At 63.3% G+C, this 19,229-nt stretch carries 18 protein-coding genes; 14 read left to right on the plus strand and 4 right to left on the minus strand.

Features of this window, described 5'->3' with window-relative positions; genetic code table 11:
• Positions 1-44 precede the first annotated feature (44 nt).
• The 3 genes from ACN5AZ_RS13955 to ACN5AZ_RS13965 are packed head-to-tail and all read left to right on the plus strand — an operon-like array spanning position 45 to position 3,439.
• On the plus strand, positions 45-1,715 hold the full coding sequence (locus ACN5AZ_RS13955; protein ID WP_419429508.1) for an FAD-binding dehydrogenase: 1,671 nt from the start codon (positions 45-47) through the stop codon (positions 1,713-1,715).
• 39 nt (positions 1,716-1,754) lie between these two features.
• Positions 1,755-2,633, plus strand: a complete 879-nt coding sequence (locus tag ACN5AZ_RS13960) for a bile acid:sodium symporter family protein (protein ID WP_419429509.1) — start codon at positions 1,755-1,757, stop codon at positions 2,631-2,633.
• The gene (locus tag ACN5AZ_RS13965; RefSeq protein ID WP_419429510.1) at positions 2,630-3,439 is read left to right on the plus strand and encodes an SDR family oxidoreductase; all 810 of its coding nucleotides are present in this window, start codon (positions 2,630-2,632) and stop codon (positions 3,437-3,439) included. The genes ACN5AZ_RS13960 and ACN5AZ_RS13965 overlap by 4 nt, the downstream gene beginning before the upstream one ends.
• Positions 3,440-3,448: 9 nt before the next feature.
• Here ACN5AZ_RS13965 and ACN5AZ_RS13970 read toward each other — a convergent pair whose 3' ends face one another.
• Positions 3,449-3,967 (minus strand): DUF4442 domain-containing protein, encoded by a 519-nt coding sequence (locus ACN5AZ_RS13970; RefSeq protein WP_419429511.1) that lies wholly within the window; start codon positions 3,965-3,967, stop codon positions 3,449-3,451.
• 348 nt (positions 3,968-4,315) lie between these two features.
• Between ACN5AZ_RS13970 and ACN5AZ_RS13975 the strand changes: the two genes are divergently transcribed.
• The 7 genes from ACN5AZ_RS13975 (at position 4,316) to ACN5AZ_RS14005 (ending at position 12,415) form a co-directional block, all read left to right on the plus strand.
• Positions 4,316-4,627, plus strand: coding sequence for a hypothetical protein (locus tag ACN5AZ_RS13975; RefSeq protein ID WP_419429512.1), 312 nt, complete (start codon positions 4,316-4,318; stop codon positions 4,625-4,627).
• A gap of 115 nt (positions 4,628-4,742) precedes the next feature.
• Positions 4,743-6,293: a glucan biosynthesis protein gene (locus tag ACN5AZ_RS13980; protein WP_419429513.1), complete on the plus strand. Its 1,551-nt coding sequence runs from the start codon at positions 4,743-4,745 to the stop codon at positions 6,291-6,293.
• The gene (locus tag ACN5AZ_RS13985; RefSeq protein ID WP_419429514.1) at positions 6,290-6,466 is read left to right on the plus strand and encodes a hypothetical protein; all 177 of its coding nucleotides are present in this window, start codon (positions 6,290-6,292) and stop codon (positions 6,464-6,466) included. Before ACN5AZ_RS13980 ends, ACN5AZ_RS13985 begins: the two co-directional genes overlap by 4 nt.
• 18 nt (positions 6,467-6,484) lie before the next feature.
• A complete protein-coding gene (gene mdoH, locus ACN5AZ_RS13990) occupies positions 6,485-8,266 on the plus strand; it encodes a glucans biosynthesis glucosyltransferase MdoH (protein WP_419429515.1) in 1,782 nt (593 codons plus the stop codon).
• A gap of 5 nt (positions 8,267-8,271) precedes the next feature.
• The gene (locus ACN5AZ_RS13995; protein WP_419429516.1) at positions 8,272-9,453 is read left to right on the plus strand and encodes an OpgC family protein; all 1,182 of its coding nucleotides are present in this window, start codon (positions 8,272-8,274) and stop codon (positions 9,451-9,453) included.
• A gap of 186 nt (positions 9,454-9,639) precedes the next feature.
• Complete coding sequence (locus ACN5AZ_RS14000) at positions 9,640-10,110, plus strand: (2Fe-2S)-binding protein (protein ID WP_419429517.1); 471 nt, start codon at positions 9,640-9,642, stop codon at positions 10,108-10,110.
• Positions 10,103-12,415, plus strand: a complete 2,313-nt coding sequence (locus ACN5AZ_RS14005) for a molybdopterin cofactor-binding domain-containing protein (RefSeq protein WP_419429518.1) — start codon at positions 10,103-10,105, stop codon at positions 12,413-12,415. The genes ACN5AZ_RS14000 and ACN5AZ_RS14005 overlap by 8 nt, the downstream gene beginning before the upstream one ends.
• A gap of 56 nt (positions 12,416-12,471) precedes the next feature.
• Here ACN5AZ_RS14005 and ACN5AZ_RS14010 read toward each other — a convergent pair whose 3' ends face one another.
• Positions 12,472-13,395: a Gfo/Idh/MocA family protein gene (locus ACN5AZ_RS14010; RefSeq protein WP_419429519.1), complete on the minus strand. Its 924-nt coding sequence runs from the start codon at positions 13,393-13,395 to the stop codon at positions 12,472-12,474.
• 85 nt (positions 13,396-13,480) lie between these two features.
• On the minus strand, positions 13,481-14,917 hold the full coding sequence (locus ACN5AZ_RS14015) for an aminotransferase class V-fold PLP-dependent enzyme (protein ID WP_419429520.1): 1,437 nt from the start codon (positions 14,915-14,917) through the stop codon (positions 13,481-13,483).
• 102 nt (positions 14,918-15,019) lie between these two features.
• Between ACN5AZ_RS14015 and ACN5AZ_RS14020 the strand changes: the two genes are divergently transcribed.
• Positions 15,020-15,481, plus strand: coding sequence for an Lrp/AsnC family transcriptional regulator (locus ACN5AZ_RS14020; RefSeq protein WP_419429521.1), 462 nt, complete (start codon positions 15,020-15,022; stop codon positions 15,479-15,481).
• Positions 15,482-15,485: 4 nt separating this feature from the next.
• Here ACN5AZ_RS14020 and ACN5AZ_RS14025 read toward each other — a convergent pair whose 3' ends face one another.
• Entirely contained in the window at positions 15,486-16,118 is a 633-nt protein-coding gene (locus ACN5AZ_RS14025; protein ID WP_419429522.1) for a hypothetical protein, read from the minus strand.
• A 134-nt stretch (positions 16,119-16,252) separates the two neighbouring features.
• Between ACN5AZ_RS14025 and ACN5AZ_RS14030 the strand changes: the two genes are divergently transcribed.
• The 3 genes from ACN5AZ_RS14030 (at position 16,253) to ACN5AZ_RS14040 (ending at position 19,225) form a co-directional block, all read left to right on the plus strand.
• A complete protein-coding gene (locus ACN5AZ_RS14030; protein WP_419429523.1) occupies positions 16,253-16,786 on the plus strand; it encodes a cysteine hydrolase family protein in 534 nt (177 codons plus the stop codon).
• A gap of 195 nt (positions 16,787-16,981) precedes the next feature.
• Positions 16,982-17,722 (plus strand): siderophore-interacting protein, encoded by a 741-nt coding sequence (locus ACN5AZ_RS14035; RefSeq protein WP_419429524.1) that lies wholly within the window; start codon positions 16,982-16,984, stop codon positions 17,720-17,722.
• Positions 17,723-17,776: 54 nt separating this feature from the next.
• Positions 17,777-19,225 (plus strand): ATP-binding protein, encoded by a 1,449-nt coding sequence (locus ACN5AZ_RS14040; RefSeq protein ID WP_419429525.1) that lies wholly within the window; start codon positions 17,777-17,779, stop codon positions 19,223-19,225.
• Positions 19,226-19,229: the final 4 nt, after the last annotated feature.

The following is a 19,229-nucleotide window of genomic DNA, read 5'->3' on the forward strand; positions in this document are numbered from 1 at the left end:
ATTGAGTGCGCGAAATTGCCACCGCGCACATGAGGGAGGAATACATGGCAAACAGCGCAGACGCCATTGTCGTCGGGGCCGGTCTGGCCGGACTTGTTGCCGCAACAGAGCTCGCAACCGCCGGCAAGCGGGTGATCATCGTCGAACAGGAAAGCCCCGCAAACCTTGGCGGACAGGCATTCTGGAGCCTTGGCGGTCTCTTCATGGTCGACACGCCTGAACAGCGCCGCCTCGGCATCAAGGACAGCTTTGATCTGGCTTGGGCCGATTGGCGGGGCACCGCAGGGTTCGATCGTGACGAGGATCACTGGCCACAGCAATGGGCCCGCGCCTATGTGGAATTTGCCACCGGCGAAAAACGCGACTGGCTGCACGGGCTGGGCCTGCGGGTGTTTCCGATTGTGGGATGGGCAGAACGCGGCGGTGTCGATGCCTCGTCAAACGGGAATTCTGTGCCGCGCTTTCATCTGACATGGGGCACCGGCCCTGGCGTGGTCGAGGTGTTTGAACACCGGCTGCGCGAGATGATCAACGATGGACGTATCTCCATTCTGTACCGCCATCAGGTCGATGACCTGATCATCGAGGGCGGCGCCTGCGTCGGTGTCACCGGCTCGACCCTCGCAGATGACGACGCCCCGCGCGGCACGCCAACCAACCGCGACATCACAGGCGACTTCACCCTGCGTGCCCCTGCCGTCATCGTCTGTTCCGGCGGGATCGGCGGCAATCTCGACCTTGTTCGGGCCAGCTGGCCGGACCGGCTGGGCAAACCCCCAAAGTCGATGATCAAAGGTGTGCCGGCCCATGTGGACGGGCGCATGGTCGGGATCACGGAGCAGGCGGGCGCGAATACCATTAACAAGGATCGCATGTGGCACTACGTCGAAGGGGTGCGAAATTGGGATCCGATCTGGCCCGATCACGGCATCCGCATTCTGCCCGGCCCGTCGTCGATGTGGTTCGACGCCACCGGACAACGGATGACAGCGCCGAACTACCCCGGCTACGACAGTTTGGGTGCGCTGCAGGCGATCATGGACACGGGCCACGACTACACGTGGTTCATCCTCACCCAGAGCATCATCAAAAAGGAATTCGCCCTGTCCGGGTCGGAACAAAACCCCGACCTGACCGGCCGTGATTGGAAGCTAGTTCTGGGCCGCGCCTTTGGTCCCAAAGCCACCGGACCGGTCGAGGCGTTCAAAGAACACGGCGCGGATTTCGCTGTCGCCGACACGTTGCCAGAGCTGGTGTCCCAAATGAACACCATCGCCGGAAACGACCTGCTGGACGAGACCCGTCTGCGCCGCCAGATCGAAGACCGCGACCGCCAGATCGACAACCGCTTTACCAAGGATCAGCAGATCATGGGTCTGCGCACCTTCCGCAATTATATCGGGGACAAGCTGATCCGCACGGCCAAGCCGCATAAGATTCTTGATCCGACCAAAGGGCCGCTAATTGCCGTCAAGCTGAACATCCTGACCCGCAAAACATTGGGCGGGTTGGAGACCGATCTGGGCGGACGGTGTTTTCAGGCCGCACCGGGTCGCGGCGCTGCAATCCTGCCGGGATTGTATGCCGCTGGAGAGGTCTCCGGTTTTGGTGGCGGGGGCTATCACGGCTACCGCGCGCTGGAGGGGACATTTCTGGGCGGCTGCATCTTTTCAGGCCGACAGGCCGGGCGCGCCGCCGCCAGTGACATAGGATAATCCGCGCGGGGGCGGCGCGGACAAAGGGAGGAAAACGGAATGAACATCATGGAGATCCTGCCGGATATCCTGCTGATCGCGCTTGCGCTGGTCATGCTGGGATTGGGGCTAGAGCTGTCTTTGCGCGATTTTGCCCGCGTGGCACAGTATAAATCCGCTGTCGCGCTGGCCTTGGTGCTGCAGGTGGTGATCCTGCCGCTGGCCTGTCTGGGCATTGCGTGGGGCTTTGGCCTTCCGGCGGCGTTTGCAGTGGGTTTGCTGATCCTTGCGGCCTCGCCCGGCGGCGTCACAGCCAATCTGTTCAGCCACATCTACGGCGGCAAGGTGGCGATGAATATCTCGCTGACGGCGATCAATACCGTGCTGGCCATCGTCTCGCTTCCGGTGATCTCGAACCTTGCCATTGCCATCTTTGCGCCAGAGGGGGCGGACGGCACGGTGGTGCCGCTGCAATTCGGCAAGGTCGCGCAAGTGGTGGCTGTGGTGCTGGTACCGGTGAGCCTTGGGATGCTTCTGCGCCGATTGGCCCCCGCTTTCGCGGCGCGCTTGCACAAACCGTTCAAGATCCTGTCGGCCGTGGTGCTCGCCAGCTTTGCGCTGATCGCCATCGTGTCGGAACGGCAGGCTTTGATGGACAACTTTGCGGTGCTGGGCCCTGCGGTGATCCTGTTCAACGTGCTGTCGCTGCTGGCGGGGTATTTCGCCGCGCAATGGGCGGGACAGGACGAAGGCACCGCCCGCGCCATCAGCTTTGAGATCGGCATACATAATTCCACACTGGCGCTGTATGTGGCATTGTCCGTGCTGCAAAGCCTGCCCATCGCCTTGCCCGCGGCGCTGTATTCCGTGTCAATGTATATCACCGCGCTGCTGTTTGGCATATGGTTGACCCGTCGCAAGGGGGCGGTGCCCGCATGAAGGTGGTGATCATCACCGGCGCGTCCGAGGGTATCGGCGCAGAGCTGGCCGCGCAGATGGGCACAGCCGAACGGGGGGACCTGTCGCTGGTGTTGGTCGCGCGGCGCGCCGAACAGCTTGAGGCCGTGGCGCGTCGCATCAGACCCCATGGAACGGATGTCCTATGCATCCCCGCTGACCTGCGCGAGGCCGCCGCCTGCCGCGATGTGATCGCCCAGACCATCGCCCGCTTTGGCAGGCTGGATGTGCTGGTCAACAACGCGGGCATGTCCGCCCATGCCAATCTGATCGATCTGGCCGAGCAGGACGACGGCTGGCAGGACCGCCTGATGACCATCAACTACTGGTCGGTGCTGTGGTTGACCCAAGCCGCACTGCCGCATCTGCTGCAAACCAAGGGGCAGGTTGTGGGCGTCAGTTCCGTCGCGGGTCTTGTCGGGGTCCCCGGACGCACCGCCTATTGCGCGAGCAAATTCGCCATGACCGGTTTCCTAGAGGCGCTGCGCGCGGAAATGGGCGCGAAAGGGCTGCGCGTGACCTTGGCCTATCCCGGCACAATCGACACCAACCTGCGCAAACAGGGTTATACCGCCGGAGGTGTCGCGCCCGGCGTGTCCATGCTGCGCGATGCGCGGGCCATGCCAGTGGACCGCTGCGCGCGGCTGATCTACGACGGGATGCGTCGGGGCAAACGCGATGTGCTGATGACGCCCCGTGACCGGATTGGGCGGTGGTTGCGTCTGATCGCGCCCGGTCTGGTGGACCGGCTGGCCATGGCGAACGTCAAACCGGAATACCGCCCCTAGTGAGTGATCTCAGGCCGCTTGCGCCTGAGATTTGCGCCCCCCACGCGGCACCCATGCCATTGTAACGTCACAGCTCATGGGGCTTTCGCCGGTCTCGTCGATGACCTCGACCGCGACAGTCAGTTCGCCCTTTTCCTGATCCATGACCGCGCGCAGCGTTTCCGCATCCGCCTGCGCAATCGCCCGCACATCGCCTTTGACCGGCTTGTACAGGTTGGCCTGCATGGATTTGACCACGACCACCGCACCCTTGGGCGTCCAATGGGCGATCAGCACACCGGCGGCAAACTCCCCCGGCACCTGAGCGATCACCCCGTGGATACCGCCCACATGATTGCGAATCTTGCGCATGTTGCGCAGCTCCATCTCGACCCGCGTGGGCGTCAGAACCCGCGTGCGAATACGCAAAGACCGATACGCCCGGATCAACCGACCAAAGAAAAAGTCAAACGCGCGCAGGCGCAGTCCCTCGGGCAAAAAGGCAATACGCTCCAGCACGCCATTGAGTTGGTTGTCAGGTCGGTTCATGTCGTGATGCCCTTGGTGTCGTTTGCCCCCGCAGATTAACACTGTTGCACACCCCGTGGGCGTGTGACGTTACGCTCCGCCGCTGTCCTTTCGCGCCAGGCGAGCCATGCGCGTGTTGATCCAACCCGCCCCGTTGGTCCTGAAGCCAAGCGGCCACGGCCACCAAATCGCTTTCCAGCGCCGCGTCGGAATTGTTGTTGCCGATCAGAACGCGCGCGCCGCTGCTGACGTAGGTACGGGCAATTTCACGACCTGCCGCCCCGGGCACCTCCGGCGATACTCACCACAGGGACGCGTCACACCGGCCTGCATGGCCAGAAGGGGAAGGCGCCTTAGCGCCAAATAGCCATGGGCGAAATGCAATCCAAAGTTGATTTTTCATGTCAGTTGACCGACGCCCCGTTCGCCGATGCCCGGCGTACCGACGAAGTGAAAATTCCCATGGAACCGGATCGCGAACCATGCGTTAACTCGTCACTGCAGTCGCAGAATCTCCCCATCGCTGGTCACAGATTCTGCCGCTCTGGTGCCCAAAGAAATTGCCATACTACAAACGATCCACAGCAAAACCACACCGACAGGCCATTTGTTGCCGAAAATGCCGACCGCCATACTCGTTTCGCCGCCATTGGCGGAAAATCTCTGATCTCACGAGATTGAAATTTGCTGAAACAGCACCAATACATCCTTAAACTTCTTTGGGGACAGACACTTGCCGCTACCAGAACACCGCGACACGCTGACCACCGGTCACAGACCGAACCGCCGTATCTTTATGACGGGCCTGTTAGGCACCGCCGCTGCCTTGCCGTTTGCACACATGGGACGCGCGCAGGACAGCACCGACGTTGAGCTGCCCGAAAACGAGGCAGGGACCGCGTTCTCCTTTGACCTGCTGGCGGACAATATGCGTGCTGCGGCGCAGAAACCCATTGCCGACGCCAAGCCGATTTCGGGCTTTCTGTCCGGTCTGGACTATGACGCCTACAACCGTATCCGCTTCAATCCCAGCCGTAACAAATGGCAGGACCAGCCCAACTTCCGCATGAACGCCTTTCACATGGGGTGGCTGTTCAAAGAGCCGGTACACGTCTTTGAGGTCACCAATGGCCGCGCCATGCCGATGGGCTTTAGCGCGCAGGATTTCGTCTATGATCCGAAAACCGAAGTCCCCGAGGATTTCGAGATGCCGGGCGTTGCGGGCATCCGTTTGATGACGCCCCTGAACGACCCCGATCGGTTTGACGAATTGGGCGCCTTCCTCGGTGCCAGCTATTTCCGCATGCTGGGTGAAGGCAACCGGTACGGGCTGTCCGCGCGCGGTCTGGCTGTGAACACCGGCCTGCCGCAGGGCGAGGAATTTCCGCGCTTCTCGAACCTATGGCTGGAACGCCCCACCGATGGCGAGGACCGGCTGACCGTCTATGCCGCGCTGGAAAGCAAATCGGTGACGGGGGCCTATCGCTTTGTCATCACGCCCGGTGCGACCACGGTCATGCATGTGACAGCGCGGCTGTTCATGCGCGAGGATGTGGAACAAATCGGCATAGCGCCGCTGACATCGATGTATCTGTACGGCGCATCCGATCCGGGCAATTTCCGTGACTTCCGTGAAAGCGTCCACGACAGCGAAGCACTGGTGATCAACAGCAGCAGTGGCGACACCCTGTTCCGCCCGCTGAACAACCCGCCCCGTCTGGCAAACTCCTACCTCGGGATGGAGAACCCCAAATCCTTCGGTCTGGTGCAGCGCACACGCGGCTTTGACGCCTATCTCGATGCCGAGGCGCATTACGAGCTGCGCCCCAGCGTGATGGTCGAACCCGTCGGCGAATGGGGCCGCGGCACCGTCCGGCTGATGGAGATTCCCACCGATCTCGAAGTAAATGACAACATCGTGGCCTTCTGGGTGCCGGAGGCAGACACCAAAGCCGGTGACGAGATCGAGCTGTCCTATCGCCTGCGTTGGGGCATGACCCCAAAGGGGGATCGCGCGACGGACCGTGCCCGCGTTCTGCGCACACGCGTCGGACAAGGCGGCGTGGCCGGTGTCGAAAAAGCCCGCGACACCACCAAATTCGTCATCGATTTCCACGGCGGCGTTCTTTCGGAACAAACCGACCCCAAGGCGGTTGTACCCGACGTAAGCATTTCGCGCGGAGAGATAACCGAAGCCATTCTGTCGCCCATCGACAACAGCGACGTGTGGCGACTGGTGGTCGAGGCCCGCACCGACCAAGGCAGCGTGGCCGAGCTTAAGGCCCGCCTGCTGAACGATACAGAAACACTGACAGAAACCTGGCTGTACCAATGGATGACCCAATGACCGATCTGCAAAATATGCTTGATCTCAGCGCCGACGATCTGGACACTCTGCACGATTGCCGCCCCCCCGAAGCACCGCTTGCCATGCCTGTGCAAAGCCTCACCGGCGATGACGGTGAGGGCCACAGCATCCTGTCGTGGGTGCGCGGCTTTTGGCTGCGGCCCTCTGCATAACGCCGGGCTGTTGCGCGCATGAACCTGCCCCCGCCCCCCTCGACCCGTGCTATTCGTCTGGCCGCGCTGTGCTTTGCCGTTGCGGCGGCGTTCAGCGCCGGATCGCTGTTGATCAGCGTCGCCGCTGTCGACGGGTTGAACGCTTTGGATCTGTTCCGCACTGTTCTAATCATGCTGACAACGGCGTGGTTGGCGTGGGGTGCCACACTGGCTTTGGCCGGTCTGTGGCCGATGAGCCGCCGCAGCATCCCTGTAGCAATCGAACCGCCAGCCACGGTCATGCTGGTCCCGATCTGTAACGAGGATCCGGTGGCCACCTTTGCCCGCATCGCTGCCATCGACCGGTCGCTGGCGCAATCCGGAGCCCATGTCGACATTGCGATCCTATCGGACACCCGCGACCCGGCACGTTCTGCCGAGGAACGCGCGGCCTTCGCGCGTCTGCGGGCGCAGATCACCGGCCAAGGGCGGCTGTACTACCGCATTCGCGAAGATGGCGCAGGACGCAAGGCGGGCAACGTCGGGCATTTTATGCGCAACTCCGGCCGCGCCTACGAGCTTGCCGTGATCCTTGACGCCGACAGCCTGATGTCCGGCGAGGCGATCCGCATGATGATTGATCGCATGGCCGCCGATCCGCAGCTTGGCCTGTTACAGACGCTGCCCCGATTGGTGCAGGGGCATTCGATTTTCGCGCGGGCCATGCAGTTCTCTGCCGCCTTTCACGGGCTTGTTTTCACGCGCGGCCTGATGCGGATGCAGGGCCACACCGGCCCGTTCTGGGGCCATAACGCCATCGTTCGCGTTGCGGCCTTTGCGCAGTCCTGTGGGCTGCCCGATCTTCCAGGCAAAGCGCCCTTTGGCGGGCATATCCTGTCCCACGACTATGTCGAGGCCGCCCTGCTGGCCCGCGCGGGCTGGAAGGTCGAAGTCGACGCCGCCATCCCCGGCTCTTACGAGGAAGGCCCCGAAAACGTGCTCGCCTATGCCAAACGCGACCGCCGTTGGTGCCAAGGCAACCTGCAGCACGCCAAGCTTGTGGGAGCGCATGGCCTCGCCGGGTGGAGCCGTTTTGTCTTTGTCCAAGGGATCATGGCCTATGTGGCAGCCCCCCTGTGGGGTTTGTTCCTGCTGGCGACCCTCGCGGCCACTTTGATGGCGCCTTTGCCCGACTATTTCCCAGAACAGTATCAGCTTTTCCCGACCTTTCCCTATGACCGGACGCTGGAGATCACGACCCTGATCCTTGGCACAGCGAGCCTGTTGATCCTGCCCAAATTCCTGATCTGGATCGAGGCGGTCGCAACACGTCGCGCGGCACTGTTCGGCGGGGCGGGGCGCAGCTTTGTCTCTGTGGTGACAGAAATCGCGCTGACCTCCGCCCTTGCCCCGATTATGCTGGCCTTCCAAAGCCGCGCGGTCTTTCAGGTGCTGACAGGGCAGGACGGCGGCTGGCCCGCAAACGCCCGTGGCGAAGGCCGTCTGAGTGTGGCCGAAGCCTTCCGCGCCTGCGGCTGGATTGTCGGTCTGGGTCTGGGGTCGGGTGCGGCGGTGGCGTGGCTCGCGCCCGATCTGATCCCTTGGCTGCTGCCCATCGGCCTGCCGATGGTGCTGTCGCCGTGGATCATCGCGTGGTCATCGCGCCCGCTGACCCACGCGCTGTTCCACACGCCCGAAGAGCACACCACGCCGCCGGTGCTGCAAACCTACCGCGAAATTCTGGCGTCCTGGTCCCCTGCCCTGCAGACAGAACCGCTTTCCCCTGATGCGCCCGATGCGGGCGCCCTTGCCCGAGCCTGACACCCATGTCCATCGTCTCTCATGCACCATCTCTGCCCAGCCGTCGCGATCCGCGTCTTGATGCGTTTCGCGGGCTGGCTTTGGTCATGATCTTTATCGACCACGTGCCCGGCAACCCGTTCGAGGCCTTCACCCTGCGCAATCTTGGGTTTTCTGACGCGGCAGAGGCGTTTTTCTTTATGTCCGGTCTGGCAGCGGCGCTGGCCTATTCCAGCCGCCTCAGCGATCCCCTTCGCGCGCAAGACGGGCTGTGGTCCGGCATTCGCCCGATGTGGCTGCGCGCGTGGACGCTGTACAAGACACATATCGTTATGACGATGATGGTGATCGCGATTTTTGCCGTGGCCTCCGCGTGGTTTGCCATGCCGGAGCTGTTAAAAAAGCACAACATTGGCGGCGTGTTCAGCGATCCCCTGCGGACTGTGCCCGCGCTGTTCGCGATGACCCATCAGATCGGCTATGTGAATATTCTGCCTGCCTATTGCGTGCTGCTGCTGACCGCGCCCTTCGCCATCCTCGTGGGGTTGAAACGCCCGATGATGCTGCTGGCAGCCTCTGTCGCGCTGTGGGTCATCACCGGACTGGTCCGCCTGAACATCCCCAACTGGCCCGGCGGTGGTGGCTGGTTCTTCAACCCGTTTGCATGGCAGCTGATCTTTGTTCTGGGACTGGTCACGGGTCTGAAATCCAAGGCCGGTGCACGGCTGGTGCCGGTCCGTTTTGATCTGTTTCTGGGCTGTCTGGCGTTTCTGGTATTTGTCTTTGCATGGCGGCAGATCCCCGAGCTGGGCAAGTTCATGAACACACAGATGTGGCGGCTGAGCGAGGCAGGCGCCCCGCATCTGTTTGTCGCCCACTCCAAAAGCTTCCTCGCCCTGCCGCGCCTGCTGCATATGCTGGCCCTGATTTACGTTCTGTCCTGCCTGCCGTGGGTGGTGTCGCTGTGCGCCAGTGCGGTTGCGGCCCCCCTGCGGCTGATGGGCCAACAGGGGCTGGAGGTGTTCTCTTACGGCACGGTGCTGGCCATGGTGTTTCAGGCGATCATGGACGGATATGGCGATCCGTGGATTTTGGGACTGCTGCTGCCCCCCGTGGGCGTGGTCGCGCTGTACGGCATCGCACGATGGAGCAAGTGGCGCAAAACAACCCCCTCGCCAGAGGCGCCATCGGCACCGGCGCTTGGGTAATCTGCAGCCCGTCACGCCCCACGCGAATGCCTACCGGTCAACCGTTCCCGCCCCGGTGGATGTAAAGATAACGTTCCCGTGAACCTTTGGCTTGGGCGCTTTTCTTGGCCGCATTTCAGTTTACCTGCACCACCCTTACCGGACCAATCCGGCCCTCAGGCAAACTGAACCCAAGGGAACACCTGCATGATAAATTTCGAACTGAACGGGCGACAGGTCTCTGTCGACGCGGACCCGGACACCCCGCTGTTGTGGGCCATCCGTGACGAAATCGGTCTGACCGGCACAAAGTTCGGCTGCGGCATCGGCGCCTGTGGCGCCTGCACCGTACATATCGACGGCACCGCCGCGCGATCCTGCATCACCTATCTGTCCGACGTCGAAGGTCTGTCCGTAACGACCATCGAAGGTCTGGACGAAAACAACGCCCATCCCGTCCAGGAGGCATGGCGCAACCTGCGTGTGCCGCAATGTGGCTACTGCCAATCGGGCCAGATCATGCAGGCCGCCTCTCTGCTCAAGGACACGCCAAACCCCAGCGACGAGGATATCGACGCGGTCATGACCGGCAACCTGTGCCGCTGCATGACCTACACGCGCATCCGGCAGGCTGTGCGCGACGCCGCAACCGCAATGGGAGGCTCCGACAATGGCTAACCTGATGTCCCGCCTGACAGGCGACGCGGCCCAGCCGCAGATGACCCGTCGTGGCTTTCTGGTTTCGATGACCGCCGCCGGTGTGGCCTTTGGCTTCCCGCAGGCGTCTGACGCGGCGATGAACCCCGCTGTGCCCGATGGCACGCCGGTCACGCCGAACGGCCAGACCTTCGAGCCGTCGATGTGGTACTGGATCGACGCCGATGGTCGCGTCAACGTCAACATCATCCGCGCCGAGATGGGCCAACACGTGGGCACCGCCATCGCCCGCATTCTGGCCGACGAGCTGGATGTGGCGTGGGAAAACGTGCACATCACCCATGTGGACACGGACGAGAAATGGGGCCTGATGGTCACCGGCGGCAGCTGGTCTGTCTGGCAAAGCTGGCCGGTCTACCGTCAAGCAGGTGCCGCAGGGCGCACCGCCCTGATCGAGGCCGCCGCCGCCAAATGGGGTGTGGATCCCTCGACCTTGACCACCCGTGACGGCATGGTCAGCGATGGCACGCAGGAGATCTCATACGGGGATCTGGTCGCCGAAGGGCTGGAGCGCAGCTTTACCGAGGAAGAGCTGGCCGCGCTGCCGCTGAAACCCCACGCGGATCTGCGCCTTGTGGGGCAGGACGTGCATGCGCTGGACATTGACACCAAGACCACCGGTCAGGCGATCTATGGTCTGGATGCCAAGGTCGACGGCATGGTCTACGGCGTGCCGATGCTGCCGCCCACACGCTATGGGGCGAAGGTGAATTCGGTCGACGACAGCGGCGCCAAGGACATCAAGGGCTACCTTGAAACCGTGGTGATCGAGGACCCCTCCGGCACTGTTCCGGGCTGGGTTGTCGTGCTGGGCGAAACCCTGTTTGCAGCGCGCAATGCCTCTTACGAGATCACCGTGGACTGGACCGCAGGCGACACCGCGGGCGTGTCCGAGGAGGACATTCAGGCGCGGTCGCGCGAGCTGATCGCGGGCGAGACCGGGTCGATCCTGCACACCGAACAGCCCGAGACATCCGGCGTGTTCGATGCGGCCGCCGACATGATCGAGGTAGAGTACACCACCCAATCGGTGCTGCACTTCCAGATGGAGCCGGTGAACGCCACCGCCTACCAGAATGCCGACGGCATCTGGGAGATCCACGCGGGCAACCAGTGGCAATCGCTGATTCTGCCCACGCTGGCCACCGCGCTGGAAGTCCCCGCCGACAAGATCGTCATGCGCAGCTACATGCTGGGCGGTGGCTTTGGCCGTCGTCTGAACGGCGACTACATCGTGCCTGCGGCGCTTGCGTCCAAGGCCTATGGCAAGCCGGTCAAACTGGTCTTTGCCCGCGAAGAGGATGCGCAGTTCGACAGCATCCGCTCGCCCTCGGTCCAGAAACTGCGGATGGCCTTTGATGACGCACAGGCCGTGACCGGCATGGAACATCACGCGGCGGCGGGGTGGCCCACGCAGGTGATGGCCCCCGGTTTCATGCCCAAGGGTGTGAACGATGAACCCTATGATCCCTTTGCCATCGACGGTGCCGATCACTGGTACACCGTTGGCGCGCATCGGGTTCGGGCGATTTCGAACGATCTGGCCAACCAGACCTTCCGCCCCGGCTGGCTGCGTTCGGTTGGGCCGGGCTGGACCAACTTCGCGGTCGAAAGCTTTATGGACGAGGCCGCGCATAAGATCGGCGCAGACCCGCTGCAGTTCCGTCTCGACCATCTCAAGGCCGAAGGGATCAACGCAGGCTCCGCCCCCAACGCTGTGGGGGGCGCGCAGCGTCAGGCCGATGTGCTGCGTCGCGTGGCCGAGATGTCGGGCTACGGGCGCACCGATCTGCCCGACAACACCGCCATCGGCATTGCCACGACCTATGGCCAGTCGCGCACCATGCCCACATGGACCGCAGCCGCGGTGCAACTGGCGGTCGATCCGTCCTCGGGCGATGTGGACGTCCAGAAGATGTGGCTGGCTTTTGACTGCGGCACTGTGGTCGATCCCGACAGCGCCCGCGCGCAATGCGAAGGTGCGGCTTTGTGGGGTCTCTCCATGGCCCTTCACGAGGGCACACGGATCGAGAACGGCAATGTCGTCGACCTGAACCTCGGCGCCTATACGCCGCTGCGTCTGGCCGATGTCCCCGAGCTGGAGATCGAATTCGTCGAAAGCACCGAAGTGCCCGTGGGCCTTGGCGAACCGGGCACCACGGTGATCGCACCGGCCATCGCCAACGCGATCTTTAACGCGACCGGCGCACGCCTACGCCATCTGCCGATCACCGCCGATGCGGTCGCGGCTGCGCTACAGGGCTGATACAAAACAGGCAGGCGCGTCATGTGCCTGCCTTTCCTTTTGGATCATTACGTCATTCAGTCGTGAAAATCGTCCGTGGCGCTGCGTTCGCCCAGCGTGAAAGCATCCGCCACCAGCGTCATGGGCCGCAGGTCCATATCCACGCCGCACGTCTCCACCAGCCGCGCCATACGGTCGTACAGCCGTGGATATTCTCCGGCGAGGGAGCTTGCCACACCAGCGGCTTGGCCGTCAATTTCCATGCGCGCCCCGCCGTCGAACAGACGCAGCACCCCGCCGTCGGTGTCCGCCTCGATCTGCCAGATCTGTTCGCCCTCCTGTCGCCAGTCAAAATCGGCCTGCACCTCGGCCCCGTCGGGATGGGCAAACTGTATCTGCGCGGCAATCGGGGTCTGCACGTTGCACGGCACCTCCAGCCGTGCGGCTTGCACGTGGATGTCCTGTGGCAGGATCTCTGTCACGATGGACAGGGCGTTGATGCCGGGGTCGAACACGCCCATGCCACCCGGCTGCCAAATCCACGCCTGACCGGGATGCCAGCGGCGCACGTCCTCTTTCCACGTGACCTGCAAGCGCTTCAACCGTTTGTCCGCCAACCACGCCTTGGCCGCCGCGACCATATCCGCATGGCGGGAATGCCATGTGGCGTAGATCGACACGCCCGCCGACCGCGCCGCCTGTTCCAGCGCATGACATTCCGCCAATGTCGCGCCGGGCGGCTTTTCCAGCATCACATGGCGACCGGCCTTGATCGCCTGCATCGCGTAGGCGAACCGGGGCACCGGCGGCAGGCACAGCGACACCACCGGCACATCAGGACAGGCCCGCAGCATCTCTGCCATATCGGTGAAGGCGGGGACGCCCGCGACCTGTCCTTGACGGCTGACCGTGGCGGCCAGTTCCCAATCAGGGCTGTTGGTGATTGCGGGGATCTGCTGATCCACCGCGATCTTTCCAATCCCCACCACTGCGATTTTCATGCGACCTCCCCCGTTTTGCTTTGGGATCTTGTGCCGCAGCTAGATGCGTCGCGCAACGGGGGACGTGCCGTCGTGGTCTCTGGCGTTATGCCGCCAATTCGGCCGCCCACCGGAACCGAGCCGTCTGCGGGTCCACGGCGTAATGCTGCGACAGGTCGGCGGCGCGGGTGGCAATGTCACAGACCGCCGCCAGCAGACGCGCCTGTTTTGCATCGTCCATCAGGGCGGACAGGTTCAGCCTGACCCAGCCGGGCTTGGCCATCTCGTCCCCTGCCTGCAACCGACGGTCAAGCGCCTGGGACTCCCCTTCGCCGATGCCCAAAAGCCTGTGCGCGTAAGGCCCCGCGCAGGCGCAGCCACCGCGCGCCTGAACCCCGTGCACATCCGACAACAGCCGCGTCACCAACTGCTGATGGACATAGCCCCCCTGCCCGTCACGCACCCGAAAGGCGAAGATAGGCAGGGCATTGGCGCACATTGGGCCCAACAGGTCGATACGTGGGTGATCGCCCAAAGCGGCCAGCCCTTTCGCCCGCAAGGCCTGCGGCGTCTCGGCGCCCGCGTGCAGCATCGCCTGCTTCACCGCCATCACAAGGGCCGCGCGAATATCCCCGACCCCATCCGGCGTGCCGGCCTCCTCGCGGGTGACCACCAATTCGCTGTAGCGGTGCGCCTGCGGCGACACAAAGGCCACCGTGCCCCCGCCGGTTGCCGTGGGGGTTTGCCGGCGCACCACACTCCCGCGGACGCACAGCACGCCGCTCGCCCCCGGACCACCGGCGAACTTGTGCGAGGAATAAAAGATCGCATCCTTGGCCCGCAGGCCCGTCCCCATCTGCATCGGCACATAAGGGGCCGCGCAGGCGTAATCCCACAGCGCCAGCGCCCCGTGCGCCTTCAACAGCTCGGTCACCGCGTCCACATCCGTCAGGATGCCTGTCACATTGGACGCGGCCGAGAACGCCCCGATCACACTGCCACGCGCCGCGCGCAGGCGCGACTCCAGATCCGCCAGATCGACACCGCCGCCTGCGGCTTCGGCAATTTCGATCACGCGCGCGCCGCTTTCGCGCCACGGCAGGATGTTTGAGTGGTGCTCGTAAGGACCGATCAGCACGTCGATCTCCTCGCCACGTTGAACCCGTGCGGGCACATCCAGCAGGCCCACCAACCGATTGACCGCCGTGGTCGCCCCCTGCCCCGCAAAGATCACATGCGCCTGCGGCCCCGCGCCCAATGCCTGCGCAATCCGCGCCCGCGCGACCTCTCGCCCGCGGGTCATCGCCTGCCCGACGGCAGAGGCCTCCGTATGGCTGTTGGCGTAGAAGGGCAGCACCTGCGTGCGGACAAAATCCTCGACCACGGTCAACGCCCGACCCGAAGCGATATAATCCGCATAGAGCAGCTTTGGCGCGCCAAAGGGGGTCGAAAGCGTCAAGCCATCCCCGATCTGGCCGTTGCGCAATGTCTCCATCACATTCGGGGCGGCGAGTTCTGCATCAAACAGCGAAAAGTCGATCATTGGTCTGTCCTTTGGTCTTTGACGCAATGTGCGACGAGGGGCGCGGGACTTTTACACCGTTTTCTGTAGGCATGCTGGAATTTTTGGGTCATATGACCCAACATGAGCATAGAATTAGACCAGATTGATCGCAACATCCTGAATGCGCTGCAACGCTGCGCGACCCTGTCGCAACGGGCGCTGGCCGAACAAGTTGGGCTGTCGCAAAACGCGTGCTGGCGCAGGTTGCGCGCGCTGGAAGACGCCGGCGTCATCCGGGGCCGCACCATTCTGCTGGACCGTGACAAGGTCGGAGCAGGGCTTGTGACCTTTGTCTTTGTGCGCACCAGCACCCATTCCACCGACTGGCTGGCGCAGTTCCGCCGCCATGTGCGCACCATTCCCGAGGTCGTGGATTTCTACCGCATCAGCGGCGAATACGACTATATGCTCAAGGTCGTAACCGCCGATATCGCGGGCTTCGATCAGGTCTACAAACGTCTGATCGACGGGGTGGCGATGGAAACGGTGACCTCGTTTTTCGCCATGGAGACGATCGAGGAACAGCGCCCCCTGCAGTTATGATCCGCTAGCCTTGGGCGCGCTGCGACACCGCACCGGGCAGCAGGCTACGTGCCAACGCGGCGGTGAAACGCGCGACAGACACCTCTGCCTCGGGGCGGGTTTTCTTGGCCCGCATCAGCTTGGCCAACGGCGAGCCTTTCTCGGCCAGCTGTTCGGCCAGCAACAACAGCGCCATCTCCCGCAGGCGGTGGGTGAGCGCCTCTGCGGCATCGTCGGGCAGACCGTCGGGCAAGGGCACATCCGTCTCTGACAGCATCTGTTTCAACAGATCGCCATGTTTCACCTGCTCCGCCTGCGCCAGACAAATGTCCATGGCGCCTGCGGTTTCCGCGTGAAAGACCTCGCGCGGGACCTGTGCCTCTTGCTCGCTATAGGCGTTCACGCGGCGCAGATGCACCTGCCCCGCCACGGGATCATCGCTGATCCATAGCCCGTCAAAATCCAGATCGCTGGCGTCCCGCATCCCAAGATCATCTCGCAGGCTTGCGGCCTCGGAAAACAGGGCAAGCTGCACCAGATCGGCCCGCGACAGATCAAAGGACAGACGTCGCAGCCCGCCGCCCGCACCGCGATAGCCCAGCGACAAACGGCCCGTGCCGTCCTCGCGCGTGTCGATGTCAAAAATCTTACTCGCCATGGCGGCTGGCTACTCAAATGCCTGCGCGCCCGCAAGATGCTTCGCCCGCCGCAGGCGCAAAGACGCGCGCCGGTTATCGCTTTGACCTTTGGGGAAACGATTGGTTTTATGAGCAAAAGCAACAGGAGCACGGGATGCAGGATTGGTTAATTGTCGTGGATATGCAGCCCGGCTTTGGTCACAAGGACAGCCCTTGGGCCGCACCGGGATACGACGCCTGCGCCGAGACGATTTCGCGTCTTCTGCCCATGTTCGGGCCGCAGGTGATCTTTACCCGCTTTGTTCCACCCACCGATCCCAAAGGCGCATGGCGTCCCTATTACGACCAGTGGCCCTTTGCCACAGCGCCGGACAATGCGTGGATGTGGGCGCTGGATGCGCGGTTCTCAGGTCGCGAGGTCAGCAGCCCGCGTTTTGCCAAATGGCAAGAGCTGCGCGAGGTTCTGCCCGAAGATGCAAGACTGACGGTCTGCGGCGTGGCCACAGATTGCTGCGTTCTGGGCACCGCCATCGAAGCGGTCGATGACGGGCGTCACGTGTGGCTGGTCACCGATGCCTGCGCCGCAGGATCGGATGCGTTGCACGACGCCGCACTCGCCGTGATGGCAGACCGCGCCCCCATGTTGACCCTGACGAACAGCGCCGCTTTGCTGGCGGGCGGGCAATAACCCACCATTCCAATCAGAAAATCGCGGCACAGCGCTTGATTTTCGTTCCGGCAGGTGACACCTAATCAGCAGACATTACCTAAGTAAAAATATCAGAATTAGATCGCGGCGCGACGGATTACGCGCGCTGCCGCGTATCATCTGATATTCCAGAGCTGATTGGACCGCTGCATGACTGTGATTTCCCCTCCCCGTATGATCCGGCACCGACTCGACCTTGTGATGCGGACCCTGACCGTCGCCGATGTGCAGCATGTCACGCCGATCATGCTGCGGATCACGGTCGAGGGCCCTGAACTTAACGGGTTCACCTCTCCGGCGCCCGACGACAACATCAAGGTTTTCCTTGATCAACCCGATGGGACGGTCGAGAAACGCAGCTACACCCCGCGCAGCTTCGACCCTGCCACCAACCGGTTGGTGCTGGATTTTGTGGACCACCCCGGCGGGCCAGCCGCCGATTGGGCGCGCGCGGCCAAGGTCGGGGACAGCCTGCGCATCGGAGGGCCGCGTGGGTCCAAAGAGATGGAAGGGCCGCTGCCGCGTGTCCTGCTGATCGGGGATGAAACCGCCTTGCCCGCCATCGGCCGCTGGATCGAGGAAAGCACCGCCGACAGCCATGTGACCGCCGTGATTGCCGTGCCCACGCCCGAGGACGAACAGCCCTTTGACACGCAGGCCTTGGTCGACACGCATTGGGTGCACCGCCCGCTGGAGATGGCCGATGACCCGACCCCTGTTCTGGCCGCTTTGGACAGCATCGATCTGGCCCCCGACACCTTTGTCTGGATCGCCGCCGAGGCCAGCGTGGCAAAGGCCGCGCGCAGCGCGCTTGAGGCCCGTGGCGTGGCCAAAGGATGGCTGCGCGCCTCGGGCTATTGGACTAAGGGCGTCGCCGAAGGCAGCGTCAAAGAGGCGGACATGACCGCCGCATAAAGTTCAAAAAGACGCGTTCACACTCTTTCGATAATCCGCAACTATGTGGGCTGCATGATCTGGGCGCGTCTCTCCTTTTCCGGCAAGCTGCTGTTTGCCGTCATCCTTCCCGTGTTGTTCGCGGTGATGCTGATGACGCTTGCTGTGGGCTATGCCATGCGGTCGGGTTTTTCGACCTATTTGCTGGAAACCGAGATCGCGCAATTCGATGCGCTGGCCACCGTTCTGGCCGATGAACCTGAAAGCTGGGACATCCTGTCTGATCCCGACGTATGGGCCGCGACCGTCGAAACCCATGTGCCCCGCCCCAGCAAACGCAGCGTTCAAAGGGCGCGCGCGCTCAAACTGTCCGACCCAGCGCCGCCCCCGCCGCCAGACGGTAGCCCGCCAACGCCACCCCATGTCCGACCAAAGCCGCTGCCAGAGCGGCTGGCCTTGTTTGATGCCGACGGACGTTTGGTCTCCGGTCAGCCCCAGCCGGATGCCCCTTGGGTCAGCCGCACGATCCGCAACGACCAAGGCGCGCGGATCGGCGAGCTGCGCCTGACCCAGATGGGAGAGACATCTGCGCCCGCCGATGCGGCCTTTCTGGCGTCACAGATGCGCGCCATCGCGGTGGCCGCGGGGATTGCGCTGCTTTGTGCCGCTTTGGTCGCGGGGCTGACAGCGCGCCAGTTTCTCAACCCCATCCGCGCCATTGGCCGCCACGTGGCGCGGCTGACAGACGGGGATCTGTCCTCGCGGCTCGGGTCCGATCGCCGGGACGAGCTGGGCGTTATGATGCGCGACCATAATGTGCTGGCAGAACGGCTGTCGGAGCAGCGCAAACGCGAACGCCAATGGATTTCCGACACCTCGCACGAACTAAAGACCCCGTTGTCGGTGTTGCGCGCCCAGATCGAAGCGTTGCAGGACGGCGTACGGACCTGCGACGACACCGCGCTGACCAGCATGCACCATGCGGTGATGCGGCTGGCCCGCCTGACCGATGATGTCAGCCTGCTCAGCCGCAGTGACGAGGGGCGCCTGCCCTTGGCCACGACCACGCTGAACATGTGTGGCCTGCTGCATGACGCAGCACAGGACATCACCGCGCGGCTGGACGCGGCGGGCCATGAGTTGCAGATCGGCGATATGGCCCCGCTGTATGTGTCAGGTGATCCCATGCGCCTGCGTCAGGTGATCGACAACCTGCTGATCAATGCCTGCCGCTACACCGATCCGCCCGGGGTCATCCGCGTGGATTGCTACGCGAATGCAGGGCGCGCCATCATCATCGTCGAGGACACTGGCCCCTGTCCCCCGCCGGATCTGCTACATGACATGTTCGACCGCTTCCGACGCGGCGAAACCTCGCGCGCGCGCAGCCATGGCGGGGCCGGATTGGGCCTGTCCATCTGTCGCGCTCTGATTGAATCCCACCACGGCACGATCTCTGCCAGCCGCTCAGATCTGGGCGGGCTGCGGATCACGATCGACATGCCGATGGTCCCAAACGCTTAGGAGC

Origin of the sequence: Sagittula sp. SSi028 (genome assembly GCF_048553715.1) — a bacterium.
Lineage (GTDB): Bacteria > Pseudomonadota > Alphaproteobacteria > Rhodobacterales > Rhodobacteraceae > Sagittula.

What these genes read in the sequence shown, in the direction of transcription:
- ACN5AZ_RS13955 (WP_419429508.1), top strand. Translation starts at nt 45, where the DNA reads ATGGCAAACAGCGCAGACGCCATTGTCGTCGGGGCCGGTCTGGCCGGA.
- ACN5AZ_RS13960 (WP_419429509.1), top strand. Translation starts at nt 1,755, where the DNA reads ATGAACATCATGGAGATCCTGCCGGATATCCTGCTGATCGCGCTTGCG.
- ACN5AZ_RS13965 (WP_419429510.1), top strand. Translation starts at nt 2,630, where the DNA reads ATGAAGGTGGTGATCATCACCGGCGCGTCCGAGGGTATCGGCGCAGAG.
- ACN5AZ_RS13970 (WP_419429511.1), bottom strand. Translation starts at nt 3,967, where the DNA reads ATGAACCGACCTGACAACCAACTCAATGGCGTGCTGGAGCGTATTGCC.
- ACN5AZ_RS13975 (WP_419429512.1), top strand. Translation starts at nt 4,316, where the DNA reads ATGGGCGAAATGCAATCCAAAGTTGATTTTTCATGTCAGTTGACCGAC.
- ACN5AZ_RS13980 (WP_419429513.1), top strand. Translation starts at nt 4,743, where the DNA reads ATGACGGGCCTGTTAGGCACCGCCGCTGCCTTGCCGTTTGCACACATG.
- ACN5AZ_RS13985 (WP_419429514.1), top strand. Translation starts at nt 6,290, where the DNA reads ATGACCGATCTGCAAAATATGCTTGATCTCAGCGCCGACGATCTGGAC.
- mdoH (WP_419429515.1), top strand. Translation starts at nt 6,485, where the DNA reads ATGAACCTGCCCCCGCCCCCCTCGACCCGTGCTATTCGTCTGGCCGCG.
- ACN5AZ_RS13995 (WP_419429516.1), top strand. Translation starts at nt 8,272, where the DNA reads ATGTCCATCGTCTCTCATGCACCATCTCTGCCCAGCCGTCGCGATCCG.
- ACN5AZ_RS14000 (WP_419429517.1), top strand. Translation starts at nt 9,640, where the DNA reads ATGATAAATTTCGAACTGAACGGGCGACAGGTCTCTGTCGACGCGGAC.
- ACN5AZ_RS14005 (WP_419429518.1), top strand. Translation starts at nt 10,103, where the DNA reads ATGGCTAACCTGATGTCCCGCCTGACAGGCGACGCGGCCCAGCCGCAG.
- ACN5AZ_RS14010 (WP_419429519.1), bottom strand. Translation starts at nt 13,395, where the DNA reads ATGAAAATCGCAGTGGTGGGGATTGGAAAGATCGCGGTGGATCAGCAG.
- ACN5AZ_RS14015 (WP_419429520.1), bottom strand. Translation starts at nt 14,917, where the DNA reads ATGATCGACTTTTCGCTGTTTGATGCAGAACTCGCCGCCCCGAATGTG.
- ACN5AZ_RS14020 (WP_419429521.1), top strand. Translation starts at nt 15,020, where the DNA reads ATGAGCATAGAATTAGACCAGATTGATCGCAACATCCTGAATGCGCTG.
- ACN5AZ_RS14025 (WP_419429522.1), bottom strand. Translation starts at nt 16,118, where the DNA reads ATGGCGAGTAAGATTTTTGACATCGACACGCGCGAGGACGGCACGGGC.
- ACN5AZ_RS14030 (WP_419429523.1), top strand. Translation starts at nt 16,253, where the DNA reads ATGCAGGATTGGTTAATTGTCGTGGATATGCAGCCCGGCTTTGGTCAC.
- ACN5AZ_RS14035 (WP_419429524.1), top strand. Translation starts at nt 16,982, where the DNA reads ATGATCCGGCACCGACTCGACCTTGTGATGCGGACCCTGACCGTCGCC.
- ACN5AZ_RS14040 (WP_419429525.1), top strand. Translation starts at nt 17,777, where the DNA reads ATGATCTGGGCGCGTCTCTCCTTTTCCGGCAAGCTGCTGTTTGCCGTC.